This is a genomic window from Mesocricetibacter intestinalis (assembly GCF_004363295.1).
GTDB lineage: Bacteria > Pseudomonadota > Gammaproteobacteria > Enterobacterales > Pasteurellaceae > Mesocricetibacter > Mesocricetibacter intestinalis.
The window spans coordinates 49,535-68,133 of sequence record NZ_SNYQ01000008.1 but is presented as its reverse complement, the minus strand read 5'-3'; the positions used below and the strand labels follow the sequence as shown (position 1 = coordinate 68,133).

Genomic DNA, 18,599 nt, shown 5'->3' with positions numbered 1-18,599 from the left:
CTACAAATGTTAAATCAAGGTTAAATGTGCGGAACCCGAAAGATTGTACATGGAAAAGCGGAATTTACCAAACCGAATAACGATAAAAGTTGCACAAGCGGAAAGCACGGCCTTTATCCCCTTTAACTGTGCGGATAATGTTGTTTAAGAGCGGAAGGGAAATTTTATTCGGCTCAAGTGCGGTCTGTTTTAACAAGCTTTTTTCGCAGTGCCGGTTTTCGTCTAAACAGAAGCGCTGGAGCCGAGCGGAGAAGTGAGGAATTATTTAAAAACTAAGCGAATGTGGTTTTTAGCTAGAATCTCTTTTTCTTTAGCCAATTCTTGCGCGGTAAGGGGGTTACGTTCCAAATAACCCTGTTCGAATTCCAGCTCCCACTGAGCGGCGTTTTCATCGGTATCCAAGGTGAACTTTTCCGTACTTTCTGTAGCGCTGCGGCTATGATTCAGGATAACGGCCAGGCGCAGTAAAATAATCAGCGCCTTGGTATCCTGTGCGGCATAACGGTTTTCTTCCGTCAATTCATTTAATTTCAGCGCTTTGGTATGGTAACGCAGCAAATGGGTCAACAGATTTTGCTGTGCCTGATCAAAGCCGGGTAAGTCGCTGTTTTTTATCAAATAGGCGGAGTGTTTATGCATTCCATTATGGTTTACGGCGATACCTATTTCGTGCAGCATGGCGCCGGCGTGCAGCATAAGGCGCATCTCTTCCGCCTGCTCCGGGTTTTTCCAATGTTGGTATTTGGCGCCCAATAAGGCGGCGGATTGTGCCACGCGATCCGCCTGTTTGCGATCCACCGAGAATTGTTTAAGCAGGCTGTTGATAGTACGTTGATGTACATCGGATTGGTTGAAGCTTTCTTCAAAACTGTAAATTACCCCTTCGCGTAATGCCCCTTCGGAGTAATACATCTGTTTGATACGGAAATTTTCGAATAGGGCATGTAAGATTGCCAAACCGGGGACAAATATGGGTGCCCGTTCTTCGCTAAGACCGGGCATCTTTAATTTATCAATATGATCGAATTTGAGTACGCGCTTGATTAATAGCTGTAGATTTTCCGCACTAATAAGGCCGCTTTTATCAATGTTTTCCTGAATAATCTGGCTGACGGTTTTTATGGTGCCGGAGGCGCCGATAACCGTTTGCCAGCCGAGGTTTCGATATTCCCAAGAGAGATCCTCAATTGTGGATAAAGCGGTTTTATAAGCCTGCATAAAGGCTTTTTCGCTGATTTTTCCCTCGGCAAAGAATCTTTTGCTAAAGCTGACGCAGCCCATCGGGCGGCTTTCCGCCGCTAGGGGGGTAAATTCGTCGCCAATAATCATTTCGGTCGAACCGCCACCGATATCAATCACCAATTTGCGCCCGCAGTCGGGCTGGGTATGGGCGACGCCGGAATAAATCAGTTTAGCTTCCTCTACGCCGGAAATAATTCGAATGGGAAAAGGGAATATTTGTGCAGCGGCCGTTAAAAATTCCTCGCTGTTGACCGCCTGACGCAAGGTATAGGTTGCAACGGCCTGAACATTATCCGGCGAAAATCCCTGTAGGCGCTCGGCAAACAGAGCCAGACAATCGGTTCCCCGTTTTATGGCTTCCGCACTTAAGCGGTTATTCCGATCCAGTCCCTGGGCCAGTTGTACTCGCTGTTTTAAACGGGACAGAATACGAACGGAGCCGTTGACGATACGGATAACGATCATATGAAAGCTGTTGGAACCGAGATCTATAGCGGCGAACTCTTTTACTTCGCTACTCGCAGGGAGATTTTGTTTCATTCTGTTTCACTCTTTTTAAGGCCGGCTTTAGCCGCCAGATACTCATACAGGGCAATTTGCGAACGACAGGCGGGTAAATCGTTTTCGACATAGCGATTTTGTTGCTGTGCGTCAATAATGCGCGCCTTCACGTTATCCGCCAACTGAATATTAAGAATATCTATTACCGTTTGTCTGGCTTCTTTGCTCAGTAGAGGAACGCCCACTTCGATACGGCGATCCAGATTACGGGTCATTAAATCGGCGGAAGAGATAAATACCTCGGGATCTCCGTTATTTTCAAAATAATAAACGCGCGGATGTTCCAGAAAACGATCTACTATGCTGATCACATGAATATTATCGCTGAGTCCTTCGATACCGGGAACAAGCGAGCACATACCGCGGACAATCATTTTTATTTCCACACCGGCCTGAGATGCGCGGTAGAGGAGTTCGATGATTTCTTGATCCGCCAGATTATTAATTTTCAGGATTATACCGCTCTTTTTACCGGCTCGGGCGTTTTTTATTTCCCGTTCCGTCAGCTCGCTAAAACGCCGGCGGATATTTACGGGCGAAACCAACAAATGCGAGAAATCACAGGTATTAAAAGGTTGTTCGATAAAACGAAATAAGGCTTTGACTTCTTCCGTAATCTGCGGGTTTTGGCTTAGTAGAGAGAAATCCGTATAGATCTTCGCCGTATGCTCGTGGAAATTACCTGTACCTATATGCGCATAATCCCTTAAGCGATTATTTTCCCGCCGGGTGATTAAAAAGAGTTTGGAATGGATCTTAAATCCCGGTGAAGAAAAAATAACCTTAACATTGTTCTCGGTCAGCACTTTCGCCCATTGGATATTGGCTTCTTCATCAAAGCGCGCCTGTAATTCGATAACTACGGTTACGGCTTTGCCGTTGTTAGCGGCGTTGCAGAGCGCCTCGATAATACGGGAATTTTTAGCTACACGGTATAGATTAATTTTTATTGCCGTAACATTAGGATCAAAAGAAGACTGGCGAAGCAATTCGCAGATTAGATTAAAACTGTGGTAAGGGTAATAGAGCAGAATATCTTTTTTAGCGATGGCATTCAGAATCATCCGTTCTTCCTGTAGAGCGGAAGGAATAAGGGGCGCTAAAGGCGGATTGATTAACTCCTTATGATCTAACAGCGGAAACTGGAGTAAATGTTTAAAGCTAAGATAACGGGCTCCGCCTTCCACCGCATCCAGTTCACTGATATTCAGCCGTTTTTTTAACAGCTTGAGCAGATTGGCCGGCATTGCTTTTTCATACAGCAGACGTACGGGTTGGGCGGCGACCCGTTGCTTCAGACTGTAAGACATGGATTCCAGCAAACTGTATTCCAGTTCGGTAACCAAATCGTATTCGGCATCTCGGGTTAGTTTGATCGAATAGGCGGTAATGCTGTCATAGGCGAAAATCGATTCGGCGAAGATATCGCTCAGGCAAAAGCGTAAAACATTATCCAGTAATATAATACGTTGATGGCGCTTATATTTTTCTTTCGGCAGTACAATAAAGCGGGGCAGTACGTCAGACGGAATGGGCAGAATCGCCAGATTTTGAATTTTCTTATTTTTTCCCAGCTGAATAATTAAATTGGAATTATGAGCGCTTAGGGCTTTAGATAAATCCATATTTTCATTCAGAATAATCGGGAATATATGAATTTTAATCTGCTGTTTAAAATATTCTTTCAACCATTGTTGGTGAAAAGGAGAAAGCTGAGTTTCGTTAATCAGAAAAATACGATGTTTGGCCAAGCGTAATAAAAGGCGGGCATAGATAGTTTCGAAGCGCCGGTTTAAACCTTCGGTTTTATTCTGAATCTGTTTCAGTTGCTTATGCAGCAATTTCGCTTCTTTGGCGTCCCGTTCGCGCATAATCAGTAAATTATGTTTTAAATTTGCGAAACGCACTTGATAGAATTCGTCAAGATTGGAAGCAAAGATGCCCAAAAAGCGCACCCTTTCGATTAGGGGATTGGTTTCATCCGCAGCTTCCTGTAATACTCTTTCATTAAAGGACAGCCAGCTTAATTCCTTCGGAATGTAGTGCCTGGTCGGGCTTTTAGCGGTATCGGACATGATTTTCTCCTTTTCAATTTATTAATCCTCCGAGATCGGCGCAAAAGGTGGCGTCATAAATTAAAAATGAAGAAAGAAATAACTGTGTCATTCTATATGCTATAGGGGGAGCTTAGCAATGCTTAAGGAAAAAAAGAGGGATAAAAAATGTTTTTCGCCCCTTGTCATCGGATTGTCATATTTTCTTGTTAGGCTTAAACAGGCGCAGGTGGCGGCATAAATATGGTATTTAGCCGTAATAGATAAGCCGAAGCAAAAGTTTGCTTCGGCTTAGCGGTTTTGTTCGTCGGAAAATATCGGCGGATTAAGATTGTTTTTTCATCGCATCGGCGATTAATTCGGCTTCCGGTCCGAGGATAACCTGTAACCCCTTATCCCCGAGTTTGATATTACCTTTCGAACCCAGTTCATTAAGCGCCTTTTCATTGATCCGGCTACGGTCAACCAGGGTTAAACGCAAACGCGTAATACAGGCGTCAATGCTGTCTATATTATCCTTTCCGCCCAGTGCGGCGATAAAATTCTGCGCCTGGCTATCTCTGGATAATTGGTTATGCTCCCCTGTAGCGGTACGGGTTTCTTTATCCTCTTCCCGTCCCGGCGTTTTAAGATTAAAGGTTTTAATGGCGATACGGAAAACCATGTAGTAAATAAGAGCGAACACTAAGCCCTGAACAATCAGCATATACCATTGGGTGGCCAACGGGTTGCGTGAAGACAGCATCATATCCACAAATCCGGCGCTGAAACCGAAGCCGGAGATCCAGTGCATACTCGCGGCAATAAAGACGGAAAGCCCGGTTAATAAGGCATGAATAATATAAAGTACCGGGGCCACGAACATAAAGGCAAATTCTAAAGGTTCGGTAATTCCGGTAAAGAACGAAGCCAGTGAGGCTGCCGCCATTAAGGCAGCAACCTGCGCTTTTTTCGCCGCATTGGCGCTGTGATACATTGCCAATGCCGCCGCTGGCAGACCGAACATCATTACCGGGAAGAAGCCGGCCTGATACATACCCGTAACTCCCGCTATCGCTTTACCGTCCGCCAGGGATTTGGCACCACCCAGGAAATTCGGGATATCGTTGATACCTGCCACATCAAACCAGAAAACGGAATTCAGCGCATGATGCAGACCGACTGGAATTAACAAACGGTTAAAGAAAGCGTAAATACCGGCACCGGTCGCCCCAAGCTTGGCGATGGATTCACCGAAACTGACCAAGCCGCCGAACAGTACGGGCCAGAGATACATCAGAATAATAGATACCAAAATCATCACCAATGAAGTGATAATCGGCACTAAACGCTTACCGCTGAAGAAAGCCAAGGCTTTGGGTAATTCCACCTGATGGAATTTATTATAAATTTCGCCGGCTAACACCCCGACCAGAATCCCGATAAACTGGTTTTCGATCTTATTGAAAGCCAAAGGCACTTGATCCGCAGGGATCCCCTGAATCTGGGCAACGCTGCTGGGGGCCAGTAAGGTAGTAATCACCAGATAGCCGACCAACCCCGAAAGTGCGGCGGCACCGTGCTGATCTTTCGACATACCGAAAGCGACACCGACGGCAAAAATAATCGCCATATTATCGATAATCGCACCGCCGGATTTAATTAGGAAAGCCGCTAAAATATTATCGCCGCCCCAACCGTTCGGATCGATCCAATAACCTATCCCCATAAAAATAGCAGCGGCAGGTAATGCGGCCACAGGTAGCATCAGCGAGCGTCCGATACGTTGCAGATAATTTAAAATTCCCATATTGGCTCCTTTAGATAGCGGGAAATGAATCCCCTTTGAATAATCCGGGGACATGATGATCCTAGTGTAAATAATATAGAGAAATATTTTAAATTTTTTTTAAAAATATAATGTGAAACCGATCAAGTTTTTAAATTTTAAGCAACAAAATGGTGAGCAAATATCATTAAAGACAGGTTTCCTTCTCCCTTAGTGGGCTAGCGGGCTAGTGGGGGTGGCTATTTTATAGCTGTGGAGCATAACAGAAAAACTTAGCAAAAAATGACCGCACTTTTATGCTATTAATGAATTTTATAAATAAATAATAGTTATTTTTTGCCTATTATCCCGGGATTTATTCAAAAATATAATAGACGCCTATTGTTATTTATTCGGAGTTGTTATGATGAAAAATAATTTGTCGCCTGTTAATCCTCGTTTGCTTATTATCATTATGAGCTTGGGCGTGTTCGGTATTATTAACACGGAAATGGGGGTTGTCGGCATTATTCCCATGATTGCCGAAAGCTTTAATGTATCCGTGCCTCAGGCCGGTTGGACGGTCAGTGCTTTCGCCTTAATCGTTGCGTTATCCGCCCCGCTGATGCCCTTGCTGTGTTCTGCCATAAACCGAAAATATATGATGGTATTTGCTTTAGGCCTCTTTGTCCTGAGTAATATTATTAGTGCGCTCAGCGATGATTTCACCCTGCTGATTATCGCCCGGATGGTACCGGCGTTTTTGCATCCGGTATATGTTTCCATGGCTTTTACCCTTGCCGCCGGCGCCGTGGCGCCGGAGGACGCGCCTAAAGCCGTATCCCGCGTTTTTATCGGGGTATCCGCCGGAATGGTACTTGGCGTACCCCTTACCACATTTATCGCCGGTCATATTTCTTTTTCCGCTGCCATGTGGTTTTTTACCCTGATTAACGGCTTGGTTTTACTGGCTACCCTTTTTATACTTCCCTCCATGCCGGTAAAGGAAAAATTATCCTATGGCAGGCAGCTGAGCGTGCTAAAAACACCCTTACTTTGGTATGCTTTGCTGAGTACGGTGCTGATTAACGGCGGGATTTTCGGGTTTTTTAGCTATATGTCCGATTTCCTACATAGTGTTACGGAAATTTCCTTTGATAGGATCAGTCTGCTGCTGTTGGTTTACGGCGGCTCGAATATTCTGGGGAATATTGTGGCCGGCAGATTACTGGCCGCCTATCCTTTAATCTCTCTGCTTAGCGTTCCGCCGGCATTGGCACTCGCTTACATAATGCTTTATTACTACGGCGATAGTTTCGGTATTTCCCTTGCGCTGTTATTCATGTTGGGGACAATGGCCGGAACTGTGGCGAATAATATGCAATATACGTTGATCAAAGCCGCCCCGAAGGCGCCGGATTTTGCCAATGGATTATTTTTAGCTTCTGCTAATTTAGGCACTATGTTCGGAACCTTGGTTTGCGGTATGGTTATTACGCGGTTCGGGACGCTTTATTCTCCCTGGGGCGCGGTATCCTTGTTGAGCGTAGGTTTGCTTTTGCTGCTATTGTGTTGTGGTTTTTTCCGCCATCAAAGTGCTGAATAAAGATAGCCGGAGCGGAAAGGTTAGGGAAGGGAGAAGTGAACTACAAAATATCAGAAAATATTGCAGATAAAATCATCGATTAGGGGCTGCCTGTATAATCCGCCCGCGTTAGCTTCGGCGAGCGCGGGCGATAATATTTATTCGGCGGGACGAATGCTAATGTTCGCACCTTCAAGCTTATTTAGTAGTTCCAGCCCCTGTTGAATTTTACCCAAGTATATTAGCCCTCTGGCATTGCCGACGTTGCTATCGCGGTAAAAAATCGCCAGATTGCCCCAAGGGGCATAGTAGGTTAAATCTCCCTTTTTGCCCGCATAGGCGGAGGGACTGCCTTGGGTTGACAGGCGCCGGGGTAATGAGGCGATTTTTTCCGCGCCTACGTAATCATCAAGCGTTAAGTTTAGGGGAAGATGGCGATAAAAATCTTGTGCCGTCGGGTTAGGGGCTAAAACCGCTAACACTTTTTGGGGCTGATTTTCTATCTGAATTTCGATACGTAAAGGTTCTGCTGTTGCTGACCGGCTTATCATAATACCTCCGAACAATAAGCTTATCGCTGTAAACAAGATGGTTTTGCGCATAACTTGAGCCTGTGTTTTCTCTTCTGTTATTTTCTATACCGAGGTTTTCCATATTGGAAGTTTAATCCCGAGGGACTCGGGATTAAATAACGGGCTATTTTAAATTTTGCGTGAAAAAATCACTGAATTTATCGTAAGGAATCTTTCCGGCCTCATTGTCATATAAGTCCACATGATTAGCTCCAGGTACGATAACCAGTTCCTTATGCCGGCTGCCCATGGCCTTAAAGGCATCTTCGGCGAAATAACGCGAATGTGCTTTTTCACCGGTAACCACTAATACCGGAATATCCACCTCTGCAGCATAACTTAATAACGGCATATTCATAAAGGACAGCGGCATGGTGGCGTTCCAGGCTGAGGTTGAATTGATGGCGCGCGGGTGGAAGCCGCGTTCCGTGCGATAAAAATCGAAAAATTCTTTTAATATCGGGTGCGGATTCTGCGGCAGCACTTCCGGTAGGGTTCGCCCGGCACGGGTTACTTGTCCGTTTTCGTCAACATATAAATCATGGTTTGCTTGTGCGTAAGTGCCGTTTTTAAAGTCTTGCGTGCGCTGTGCATTTAAAAATTTCAATACGGCTTTACGATCCGCAACGGAATAGCGATCTTTGCCTTCGCCGACACCATGTCCCATGGCTCTGGACATATCGTACATGACGCTGGTAGCGACCGCCTTAATACGGGTATCCATAGCGGCAGCATTTAACGCCATACCGCCCCAGCCGCAGATGCCTAAAATACCGATACGCTCGGCATCGACGAAATCTCTGGTACTCAGATAATCTATCGCGGCGCTGAAGTCTTCCGTATTAATATCCGGTGAAGCCTGATTTCGCGGTAAACCGGAACTTTCGCCGCTGAAAGAGGGATCAAAAGCCAGGGTAACAAAGCCCCGCTCCGCCAGAGTTTGTGCATATAAACCGGAAGACTGTTCTTTTACCGCACCGAAAGGCCCGCTAACCGCAATGGCGGCTAATTTTCCGCTGGCTCCTTTAGGCAGGTATAAGTCTGCGGCGAGGGTTATGCCGTAGCGGTTTTGGAAGATGACTTTGCGATGTTCTACTTTGGCGCTTTGCGGAAATATTTTATCCCATTGTTCGCTTAGGCGGAGGTGCTGAGCGGGAATATCAATAGCGGTGGCGGATTGAGGTAAGGCGGCATGGGTCATTGAGGTTACTCCTGAAAAGACTGAGGCAACTAATAATGCTGAGGTTAGAGAAGAAAATTTATGGCGAAGTTTCATATTTACTGTTCCTAAAAAGAAAATTATCCGTTTGAAATTTGACTGTCTCTTAAAGTATTAAGAGATTGATATTATAAAAAACCTGAGTTTTACTGATAATACGCAAAAAATCTCATATACTTATGTGTGAAATTAATAAATGGAGGGGGTATGCGTCAGCAGGAAAACTATAATAATCTTCACGCCTTTTTAGTTGTGGCTCAGGAAGCCAGCTTTACCCGAGCGGCGGGTAAACTGGGTATTTCTCAGTCGGCTTTAAGCCATATCATCAAGCAACTGGAAACGCGCCTCGGCGTTCAGCTATTTACCCGTACCACACGCAGCCTGTCGCTAACTCAGGCCGGGCAAAAGCTGTTCGGTGCGGTGGAACAGGGATTTCAAAAAATCGATAATGAGTTGAAAAAACTGGCACATTTTCGCACTTCGCCGGCAGGATTAGTGCGTATAAATACCGGGTCGCAGGTGGTTAATACCCTATTGCTGCCGAAATTGGCGGATTTCAGTGAAAATTATCCGGATATTCAGTTGGAATTAATCAGCGAAAATCGTTTTGTCGATATTGTGGCGGAAGGGTTTGACGCCGGCGTTCGTTTCGGTAATGCGGTGGCCGAAGGTATGATTGCGGTACCCATTAGCGCCGAAACCCGTATGGCGGCGGTTGCCAGTCCGGATTATTTTCATCGTTACGGTTTTCCGAAAAAAGTGCGGGATCTGGAACAGCATCAATGTATCGGTTACCGGCTGGATTCGGGCGGCTTATTCCTGTGGGAATTTCACCATAATAATGAAACGATTAAAATTAAACCGCAGGGGCGATGGATTTTTAATGAGGATACGCCGGCACTGATTGCGGCGAAAAAAGGGTTGGGTATCGCTTATTTACCGGAAGATCAGGTGGTCGCAGAACTGGCCTCCGGCGAGTTGATCCGGATTTTCAGCGAACAGAGCCATGTGTTTCCGAGCTTTTATCTGTATTATCCGCATCGTAACGTATCTCCGGCATTAAGAGCGGTGATTGATGCCTTAAGAATGTAGCGGCGCTTATTTCGATAAGGCGATGAACGCTAGTTGCAATTCGGAAAAAACTATTGTTTTTTTTACCGCACTTTGGCGGCGGAGGGTACCCGAAGGCACCTATCCGCCTTTTTTAGCCGCGGTTTTTTATTGCAGCCAGCTTGTACCGTCGATTTCCCGTCCGTTATGCAGTTTATTGAAACCGTTTACCACTCGGTAAATGTACCAAGCGAATACCAACCAGAAAATCAGCGAAATAACGGCGGCAAAAATTGCGATAAAGGCAACGATAAAAGTTTTGATTAAATAACTGCAATGCGCCTGATAGTTCGGCGGCAGTTCGTCCCGTTTCACAAAAGCGAATACCGCTCCGAAAATAGCCAGGGGTTTAAAGATAACGGCCAATGCGAACAGGGCGTAAATAATATACATATAAGTGCGGTTCTGATCCTGCATAAAGCGTTTCAATTCTTTTTCAATAGATGGATTCACAATCATAAACTCCTTATTTAACGCTGATTTCTTCGTTTGACGGCCAGGCATTGACTACGGCTTTCACCAGCGTGGCCAGAGGAATTGCAAAAAATACGCCCCAGAATCCCCATAAACCGCCGAAAATCAGTACGGCGACAATAATAATCAGCGGGTGCAGATTAACCGCTTCGGAGAATAGGAAAGGAACCAGCAGGTTACCGTCTAGCAACTGGCTGATAACAAAGGCCAGCATCAAATACCAAAAAGTCGGGCTGATGCCGAATTGAAAAACCGCCACCAGTGCGACGGGAATGGTAACCAATACCGCACCTATATAGGGTACCAGTACCGAGAAACCGACGGCGACGGATAATAACAGCGGATAGCGCAGCCCGAAGAACAGAAAGATGACATAGGTGATTACGCCGACAATAAGAATTTCCAGTAATTTACCGCGAATATAATTGGCGATTTGCAATTCCATTTCTTTCCATACTTTCGAGGCCAGGGTGCGATTGCGCGGCAGAAAACGGCTAAAACCGCTCATTAATTCCTGTTTGTCTTTAATTAGGAAGAAAATCATCAGGGGAACTAAAAAGGCATAGATCCCTATGGTTACCAGATTCATTAAAGAGGCCAGAGAATATTTCACTGCGGACTCGCCGAAGGCCAGAATTTTTTCCCGGCCGGTGTTAAAAATGCTGCCGATCATCTGATAATCCACCAGTTCGGGATAGTCTTCCGGCAGGGAAAGCATCCAGTCGTGCAAACCGTTGAACATATTCGGTAAATCACCGAACAGATTAATGGTTTGGGTTACCAGATTAGGTACCAGTACAAACACGATAAATAGGGTAATACCGACAAAGGTACCCAGTACCAGCATAATGGATAACAGGCGCGGCAGACCTATTCGCTGTGTTAGAAATTTTACCGGCATTTCCAACAGATAGGCCAGCACAATGGCAATCAGCAAAGGGGCGAGCAGCCAGCTGAAAAAATAAATAACGATAAAGCAGAATAATAATATGGCCGCCAATCCCATTGCTTGCGGGTCGCTGAAGCGACGGGCGTACCAGTTTTTCAGCATTTCAATCATGCAATTTTCCTCAATTCTTCCGAATAGTTTGAATTATAAGCTAAAACGCCGACTATGGCGAAAGGTAAAATCGGCGCGCTGAGTTATTTATACGAAAAACGTATAACTAAAAAATAAAAAAGAATTTCAATCCTGCAGTGAGCGAGTGCTACATTTTTCCACAGTAACGGGGCGTCGACTCCGACTATCCTTTAAGCATGATATCCCCGCCCAATAAGATGAGGTAAAGATTATGAATAATAAAGTTATTCTGACCGCGGCACTAACAGGTGCGGTAACCCCTAAAGAGATCGCGCCTTATATTCCTATCACCCCGCAGGAAATTGCGGAAGACGCTTATAAGTGCTGGAAAGCCGGTGCTTCCGTGGTGCATTTGCATATGCGCGACGATCAGGGTTTAGGCACCATGGATAAGCATAAATTTAAAGAGACCATTGATCGGATTAAAGATAAATGCGATGTGGTGATTAATGTAACTACAGCCGGTGATCATCGGGCTACAGATGAACAGCGTATGGAACATCTTGCTTATGTGCAACCGGAAATCGCCTCCTTTGACGCCGGTTCTTTTAACTGGATGCCGGGCGGCGTTTTTGTTAACTCGCCGCAGTTTTTATCCAAATTAGGTTCGGTGATGCTGGAGCTGGGAATTAAACCGGAATTGGAGATTTTTGACAGCGGTATGATTCATTGCTGTAAATATTATCTGGAAAAAGGCTTTTTGAAAGCACCCTTGCATTTTCAGCTGGTGCTAGGAGTACTCGGCGGCGCCATGGCTACCGTGGAAGATCTGGTTTACCTAAAAAGTCTGCTGCCGGAGGGTTCCACTTGGGGCGCTTTCGGTATCGGCCGGGCGCATTTGCCGGTGATGTTGACTTCATTGGCCATGGGCGGAAATATCCGAGTAGGTCTGGAAGATAATGTTTATTACAAAAAAGGCGTGCATGCAACCAATCAAATGTTAGTGGAACGTGCGGTCCGTATTATTCATGAAGCGGATAAAGCGGTAGCAACCCCAAATGAAGCCAGACAAATTCTGGGATTAAAGATGCGCTGATAGGAAGAAATTTTCTTCTTTTGCCGTTCGGCTCAGAGAATATCAATATGAGGAACCTTCATATGTTAAAAAAACTCAGTCGTACCTTACCTTTAACCGCAATACTTTTTTCCGGCATTCAATCCGCTCAGGCGGCGGAAGGGGTGTCGCCTTTGCAACCCGGAGCGCCGACGGGTAATCATGCCGGTGCATTGCCGCCGGAAGGGGTTTATTTCGGCTATGATGTAAATTATGAATGGGGAACCCTAAATTCCCCGTATGTCAGAATTAAACCGAGCAACGTCAGTATGGTTGCCACTTTATTATGGTCGACCCCCTATAAAGTCCTAGGTGCTAATTATGCCGTAGGAATAGCTCAGCCCTATAAAATAGCTCATACCGAAATTTCCACCCCGGGCGGTACGGCGAAATATTCCAACCATGGGTTGATGAGTACCAGTATTATCCCGCTGTTATTGTCTTGGAATTTAGGCGAAGGCTTCCATTTGGGGGCGGGAACCGCTTTTGTGTTTAAAAACGGTAAGCACGCCACCCTCTGTAATGACGAAGGGTGTAGCAATACGCCGGAAAATCTGGCTAATCGCTATTACACCTTGCAGCCGAACCTTGCCCTGACCTATTTCCGCAACGACTGGGCTTTTACGATTAATAATACCTTTGATTTCAACGGCAAAAACAAGAAAACCGACTATCGTTCGGGCAATACCTATTATCTGGATCTGACCGCCACTAAAAAAATCGATAAATGGACGCTCGGCCTTATCGGTAACTGGACCAAACAGTTTAGCGACGATAAAAAAGCCGGCGTTAGGGTTGAAGGGCTGCATTCGAGGGGCAATCGTATCGAGCATGTGATGTTCGGGCCGATGGTCGGTTATGATTTCGGTTCTTTTTCTCTGAGCGCCCGTTTCCTGGCTTCCGTACATTCGGAAAACGATCCGAAAATGCGTTTCTTGCACTTAGGTGTTGCCATCCCGCTCTAACCGGATAATGGAAATTAGCTCAGTATATAACGGAGGAAACAGCCCTATGGTGAAAAATAAAATTTATTCAAAAGCGGAAATTGCAGAAAAATTTCATGATGGCATGAAGCTGATGGCAGGGATTTTTGCCTGCCGGGGTTGTGCCGACAGATTGGTGGACATTATTGTTGAAAAAGGGTGCAAAAATTTAGAGGTTATCGCCAACGACGCCGGGGATCCCGGCGTAGCGCTCGGTAAACTCTATGATGCGCATTTAGTGACTAAAGCCCATCATTCCCATATCGGCATGAATCCTTATGTTACCGAGCTTATTAACCGCGGCATTCTGACTGTCAATCTCTATCCTCAAGGCACGCTGGTGGAAAAAATTCGCGCCGGCGGTGCGGGTTTGGGCGGCGTGCTGACTAAAACCGGCCTAGGCACCGTGGCTCAGGAGGGACGTCGGATTATCGAAGTGGAGGGGCAAGCCTATATTTTCGAGCCGCCGTTTCGTGCCGAAATCGCACTGATTCGTGCCGCCAAGGCGGATAAAGCGGGAAATCTTGTGTATAAGGGCGCCGCACGTAATTTTAACCCGGCTATGGCGATGGCGGCGGATTTAGTTATTGTCCAAGCAGATGAAATCGTTGAAGTGGGTGAGCTGGATCCTGAAGCGGTGATTACACCGGGTGTTTTCGTCGATATGATTTTAAGTAATGAGGAGCAATGATTATGTCCGATGCAAAAGCGCTTATCGCAGAAAAAATTGCCAGTTTTTTTCAGGCCGGCGATGTAGTTAATTTAGGTATCGGTATTCCCGGTCTTGTCCGTAATTATATTGTTGACGGCGTACAACTGCATGCGGAAAACGGTCTTTTGGGGTATGGCGGTTCACCGCAGCCCGGCGAGGAGGAACCCGATTATGTGAATGCGGGCGGCCAGATTGTTACTTTATTGCCGGGCGCATCGGTTTCCGACAGCGCCGGCGCATTTGCACTGGTACGTAGCGGTAAGTTAACAGCCGTGGTACTGGGTGCTTTACAAGTGGATTCCGAAGGCAGTATCGCCAATTGGAGTATTCCGGGCGGACGCATTATGGGAATGGGCGGCGCCATGGACTTGGTATCCGGCGCTAAACGGGTGATTGTTGCTATGGAGCATAATGCTAAAAACGGAGCGGCGAAAATTTTGAAAACCTGCACTTGGCCGCTTACCGGTTATAAAGTGGTGGATACCATAGTTACGGAACTCGGCGTATTTGAGATTACGCCTGCAGGCATTGTGGTGAAAGAAATGTTTCCGGGCGTTACTCAAGAAGAGGTTATTGCGCGTACCGATGCACCGCTGATTTTTGAAAGTTGATCAAAGTGCGGTCAAAAAAACGCAAGTTTTTTTAGGCGAAAGACGCTAAAAATCCTTCGCAGCGGCGAAGGATAAATCAATAGAGGAGTATTTATTATGCGTGAAGCGGTAATTGTTTCCGCGGTAAGAACACCGGTCGGTAAGGCGAGGGGCTGTTTGGCTTCGGTACCGGCCTGGCAGCTCGGTACCTTAACGGTGAAAGAGGCGGTAAAACGGGCGGGAATTGATCCAAATGAAATTGATGAAATTATTTTCGGTAATCTATTAAATACGGATTGCGTGAACATCGCCCGGGTCATCGGGCTGGCTGCCGGTTTACCCATTTCTGTCCCCGGTATTACCATAAATCGGCAATGCGCCTCGGGGATTAACGCCATTGCCTATGCCGCCGCCCTAATTCAGGCCGGATACGGTGATGTTATCGTTGCCGGCGGGGTAGAGAGCGATTCTAACCGCTGCTATATTATGGAAAAACCGACGGCGGCCTACCAGCCGCGTCCGCCTTCCTGGGTGGTACCTATTTCTGCACCGAAAGAAATGGATATGCCGATGGGAATTACGGCGGAAAATTTAGCGCGTAAGTATCATTTAACCCGTGAAGAATGCGATCAGTTTGCCTTAGAAAGCCATCAAAAAGCGGCGAAGGCCTGGCAAAATGGGTATTTTGATCAGCAGATTGTTCCGGTCAGCGTTAAGGATCGTAAAGGGAACGAAACCCTGATTACCCTTGATGAGCCTTTACGTCCGGACTGTAATTTACAGTCTTTGGCAAAACTGCCGCCGGCATTCGAACGGGACGGTATAGTTACCGCCGGTAATAGTTCGCCGATGAGCGACGGTTCCGGCGCGGTGGTGGTGATGGAACGCAAGAAAGCGCAAGCGCTGGGATTAAAAATCTGGGCGAAATTCAGCGGTTTCGCTTCTGTCGGGGTTGATCCCTCAATTATGGGAATCGGGCCGGTATATGCGACTCGGAAACTGCTGAAAAAACTCGGTATGAATCTGTCGGATATTGATTTGATTGAAATGAACGAAGCCTTTGCCGCACAGTCATTGGCCTGTATTCGCGAGCTGAATATGGATACGCAAAAACTGAATGTGAACGGCGGCGCCCTAGCCTTGGGCCATCCATTGGCAGGGACTGGCGGTATTCTGGCGGCAAAACTGGTGTATGAGCTTGAGCGCCGCGATCTCTCCAGCGGTTTGATTACCTTCTGTGCCGGCGGCGGACAAGGTTTCTCCGCCCTGCTGGAACGTATTTAAATTAGCATACTGTTATAGGTATCCTCCTCGGCGGAGGATACCTATTAGAATTCATCGGGTAAATAAGGCAATTCACCGTTTTTGATGATTTCGGTAAATTTTTTAATAAAACGGGGGAGATAAGGGTTGCCGTTTTGCGGGTGCCAAATAAGTTCCATCACATAAGAGTATTTTTGTTCATCTTCCAGCACCATTAACCGACTGTTTGCGCCCAATATAAAACGTCTATGTTTCGGCAGCAATAACACCACATTATTATTCAGTTCCAGTTCGAAAGCGCAGGTTTTAATATTCGGATATACCTTATATATGCTAAAGGGGAGATTTTGCATTTGCAGAAAATCCGTACTATACATTTTAGCCCAAGGGGTTTCCTTTAAATCTTCGACGATTATCGGATATTGGCTGATATCCTGTAGCCTAATATGTTCGCAGCCCGCCAGCGGATGGGATTTATTAAAGGCCACGCATAGGGGATCGTTGGCGAAGGGAAGGGTGCAAAAATTGGATTTTTCCTTGAGCATTTCTTCGGACAAATTGTCGATAAAAGCGGGACGCAGGACAAAGCCGAGATCATATTCCTTGGATTTTAACAGGTTAAAAGCTTCCAGCAGATCCGTATCGCGATGGGAAACACTAACATGCGGATAGACTTGTTTAAAGGCGCCTAAAACATCGGCCAATAAATGGGAAAAGGCATCACCCAGATAGACAATGGAGAGTTTATTTTTATTCTGTCCGGTAAAGGTGTTGATCCGAAATACGGAATCATCATATTGTTGCACGATTTTTTTCGCCTCCTGCAGAAGCAGTTCTCCCGCAGAGGTCAGGGTTACGTGGTGGGTACTGCGATCAAATAATTCCGTACCGAATTTATCTTCCAGTTCTTTGATATGACGGCTTAGGATCGGTTGAGTCATATAAAGCTTATTTGCCGCTTTAGTAAAATTCAGCATTTCTGCCAGTGTAATAAACTCGCGTAACAGGCGTATTCTCATAAACTCCCAATCCTTATCACAGCTGTTAGGTTCAACCAGTCTAAACATTTTTCACTGAAAAAGCGAGTTGATAAATCCAACCTTTATCTTTCTTTTTATGCCGTAAATTTCCGTTTCTCTCTTTATATTTTTAAGCGGGCGGTTATACATATTTCACATAACGAAAAGTATAAAAAGAATTTCACCGGCCATGATGCGCCTTGTAGTATGAATGGCAACCGGAGCAGACAGAATCGCGCTTTTGGTGTAAGTATCTCATTGTTAATTAAGGAGTTTCCTATGACTATTAAAGCAAATTACGAATCCGATCACGATAAACGTAAAGAAATGTCTCATGAAGAACTTGGCACAATTCCTCATATGCCTTTTGAGGAATATTCCGAAAAACTAAAAGACTGTTTCATTATGAAACGTAAAAACGGCATTCTTGAAGCCCGTATGCATACCAACGGCGGTCCGATTCAATGGGGAGCTCAATTGCACCAAGGGTTACATTTATTCTTCGATTGGGCGGGACGTGATCCGGATAACGAAGTCATTATTTTGGGTGGTATAGGACCTGATACTTTTAAAGGTATCGGTCGCGTTAATAAAGAAGGCGAATGGCAGCCGGCCACCGAATTTGCTTCGGACCCGGACGTTGCTTGGCGTATGTATAACTACCAGTATTATGATGGTACCAATGATATTGAAGGTCAGATTTTTGATCTTGAAGTTCCTACCATCGGTGTGTGGGCCGGCGCAACCTTCCATTCCGATTTAGTCTTGTTCAGCGATATTACGTTAGCTACCGAAGACGCTTGGACAACCGAAATGCACTTCAGAACCAATATGGTGCCGGGCGATGGTGTTCAAATCGCATGGCGCGAATTAATGGGACGTAAACGTTTTGCTTATGCGGAATTAACCGGTGAAATTATTACCGCACGTAAAGCATTGCAGTTAGGTATGGTAAACGAAATCTGTGAAGATACCGAAGCCGCTTATAAGCGTGCTTGGGAAATCGCCGAACTGATTATGCGTACCGGTACTCGAGTTACCCGCCGTATTACCACTCAGATTTTACGTCAGCCTTGGAAAGAAGATATTGCCAAGGAACTGCGTACCGCCTTTGCTACCGAAATGTTCGTTACCGCAACCGAACATTCGCCGCACGAAGCCGATTACTGGGAGCGCGCGAAAGAAGAGGCCGCATTAGTACGTGCCGCCGAGAAGAAAGGTAAGGTTATTCGTCCTCGCATCAATGGAGGCCAGGAAGAAGACGAAATCAAATAAAACTTGCTTAAACCCTATAAAGCTCTGCCGTAACAGCAGAGCTTTATTGTACAACTTA

Annotated in this window: 16 protein-coding genes; 8 read left to right on the top strand and 8 right to left on the bottom strand. The window is 45.9% G+C overall.

Annotated elements, in window-relative coordinates:
- Positions 1-261: 261 nt before the first annotated feature.
- From ppx to nagE, 3 genes are all read right to left on the bottom strand, one after another.
- Positions 262-1,782 (bottom strand): exopolyphosphatase, encoded by a 1,521-nt coding sequence (gene ppx / locus EDC45_RS08930; RefSeq protein WP_133545566.1) that lies wholly within the window; start codon positions 1,780-1,782, stop codon positions 262-264.
- Positions 1,779-3,878 (bottom strand): polyphosphate kinase 1, encoded by a 2,100-nt coding sequence (gene ppk1, locus EDC45_RS08925; RefSeq protein ID WP_133545564.1) that lies wholly within the window; start codon positions 3,876-3,878, stop codon positions 1,779-1,781. The genes ppx and ppk1 overlap by 4 nt, the downstream gene beginning before the upstream one ends.
- 304 nt (positions 3,879-4,182) lie before the next feature.
- Positions 4,183-5,646 (bottom strand): N-acetylglucosamine-specific PTS transporter subunit IIBC, encoded by a 1,464-nt coding sequence (nagE, locus tag EDC45_RS08920; protein ID WP_133545562.1) that lies wholly within the window; start codon positions 5,644-5,646, stop codon positions 4,183-4,185.
- A 382-nt stretch (positions 5,647-6,028) separates the two neighbouring features.
- On the opposite strand from nagE, the gene EDC45_RS08915 reads away from it, so the two are divergent.
- On the top strand, positions 6,029-7,210 hold the full coding sequence (locus EDC45_RS08915; protein ID WP_208107267.1) for an MFS transporter: 1,182 nt from the start codon (positions 6,029-6,031) through the stop codon (positions 7,208-7,210).
- A gap of 137 nt (positions 7,211-7,347) precedes the next feature.
- Here EDC45_RS08915 and EDC45_RS08910 read toward each other — a convergent pair whose 3' ends face one another.
- Positions 7,348-7,740 (bottom strand): cyclophilin-like fold protein, encoded by a 393-nt coding sequence (locus EDC45_RS08910; protein ID WP_243728782.1) that lies wholly within the window; start codon positions 7,738-7,740, stop codon positions 7,348-7,350.
- A 145-nt stretch (positions 7,741-7,885) separates the two neighbouring features.
- Positions 7,886-9,037, bottom strand: coding sequence for an alpha/beta hydrolase (locus tag EDC45_RS08905; protein ID WP_133545558.1), 1,152 nt, complete (start codon positions 9,035-9,037; stop codon positions 7,886-7,888).
- A 150-nt stretch (positions 9,038-9,187) separates the two neighbouring features.
- Between EDC45_RS08905 and EDC45_RS08900 the strand changes: the two genes are divergently transcribed.
- The gene (locus EDC45_RS08900) at positions 9,188-10,072 is read left to right on the top strand and encodes a LysR family transcriptional regulator (RefSeq protein ID WP_133545556.1); all 885 of its coding nucleotides are present in this window, start codon (positions 9,188-9,190) and stop codon (positions 10,070-10,072) included.
- Positions 10,073-10,198: 126 nt separating this feature from the next.
- Here the strand turns inward: EDC45_RS08900 and EDC45_RS08895 are convergent, their stop codons facing one another.
- Both EDC45_RS08895 and EDC45_RS08890 read right to left on the bottom strand, forming a co-directional pair.
- Entirely contained in the window at positions 10,199-10,549 is a 351-nt protein-coding gene (locus tag EDC45_RS08895) for a hypothetical protein (RefSeq protein ID WP_133545554.1), read from the bottom strand.
- A 7-nt stretch (positions 10,550-10,556) separates the two neighbouring features.
- The gene (locus tag EDC45_RS08890) at positions 10,557-11,624 is read right to left on the bottom strand and encodes an AI-2E family transporter (protein WP_133545552.1); all 1,068 of its coding nucleotides are present in this window, start codon (positions 11,622-11,624) and stop codon (positions 10,557-10,559) included.
- Positions 11,625-11,856: 232 nt separating this feature from the next.
- Between EDC45_RS08890 and EDC45_RS08885 the strand changes: the two genes are divergently transcribed.
- The 5 genes from EDC45_RS08885 to EDC45_RS08865 all read left to right on the top strand — a co-directional run bounded on the left by EDC45_RS08885 (position 11,857) and on the right by EDC45_RS08865 (position 16,268).
- Complete coding sequence (locus tag EDC45_RS08885) at positions 11,857-12,681, top strand: beta-keto acid cleavage family enzyme (protein ID WP_133545550.1); 825 nt, start codon at positions 11,857-11,859, stop codon at positions 12,679-12,681.
- Positions 12,682-12,743: 62 nt separating this feature from the next.
- Positions 12,744-13,664 (top strand): SphA family protein, encoded by a 921-nt coding sequence (locus EDC45_RS08880; RefSeq protein WP_166635127.1) that lies wholly within the window; start codon positions 12,744-12,746, stop codon positions 13,662-13,664.
- A 46-nt stretch (positions 13,665-13,710) separates the two neighbouring features.
- Positions 13,711-14,373, top strand: coding sequence for a CoA transferase subunit A (locus EDC45_RS08875; RefSeq protein ID WP_133545546.1), 663 nt, complete (start codon positions 13,711-13,713; stop codon positions 14,371-14,373).
- A 2-nt stretch (positions 14,374-14,375) separates the two neighbouring features.
- On the top strand, positions 14,376-15,005 hold the full coding sequence (locus EDC45_RS08870) for a 3-oxoacid CoA-transferase subunit B (RefSeq protein WP_133545544.1): 630 nt from the start codon (positions 14,376-14,378) through the stop codon (positions 15,003-15,005).
- Positions 15,006-15,101: 96 nt separating this feature from the next.
- The gene (locus tag EDC45_RS08865; protein WP_208107266.1) at positions 15,102-16,268 is read left to right on the top strand and encodes a thiolase family protein; all 1,167 of its coding nucleotides are present in this window, start codon (positions 15,102-15,104) and stop codon (positions 16,266-16,268) included.
- A gap of 44 nt (positions 16,269-16,312) precedes the next feature.
- Here EDC45_RS08865 and EDC45_RS08860 read toward each other — a convergent pair whose 3' ends face one another.
- On the bottom strand, positions 16,313-17,266 hold the full coding sequence (locus tag EDC45_RS08860; protein ID WP_133545540.1) for a LysR family transcriptional regulator: 954 nt from the start codon (positions 17,264-17,266) through the stop codon (positions 16,313-16,315).
- Positions 17,267-17,545: 279 nt separating this feature from the next.
- Here EDC45_RS08860 and EDC45_RS08855 point away from each other — a divergent pair, with 279 nt between their 5' ends.
- Positions 17,546-18,541, top strand: coding sequence for an enoyl-CoA hydratase/isomerase family protein (locus EDC45_RS08855; protein WP_133545538.1), 996 nt, complete (start codon positions 17,546-17,548; stop codon positions 18,539-18,541).
- The last annotated feature ends 58 nt before the right edge of the window (positions 18,542-18,599 follow it).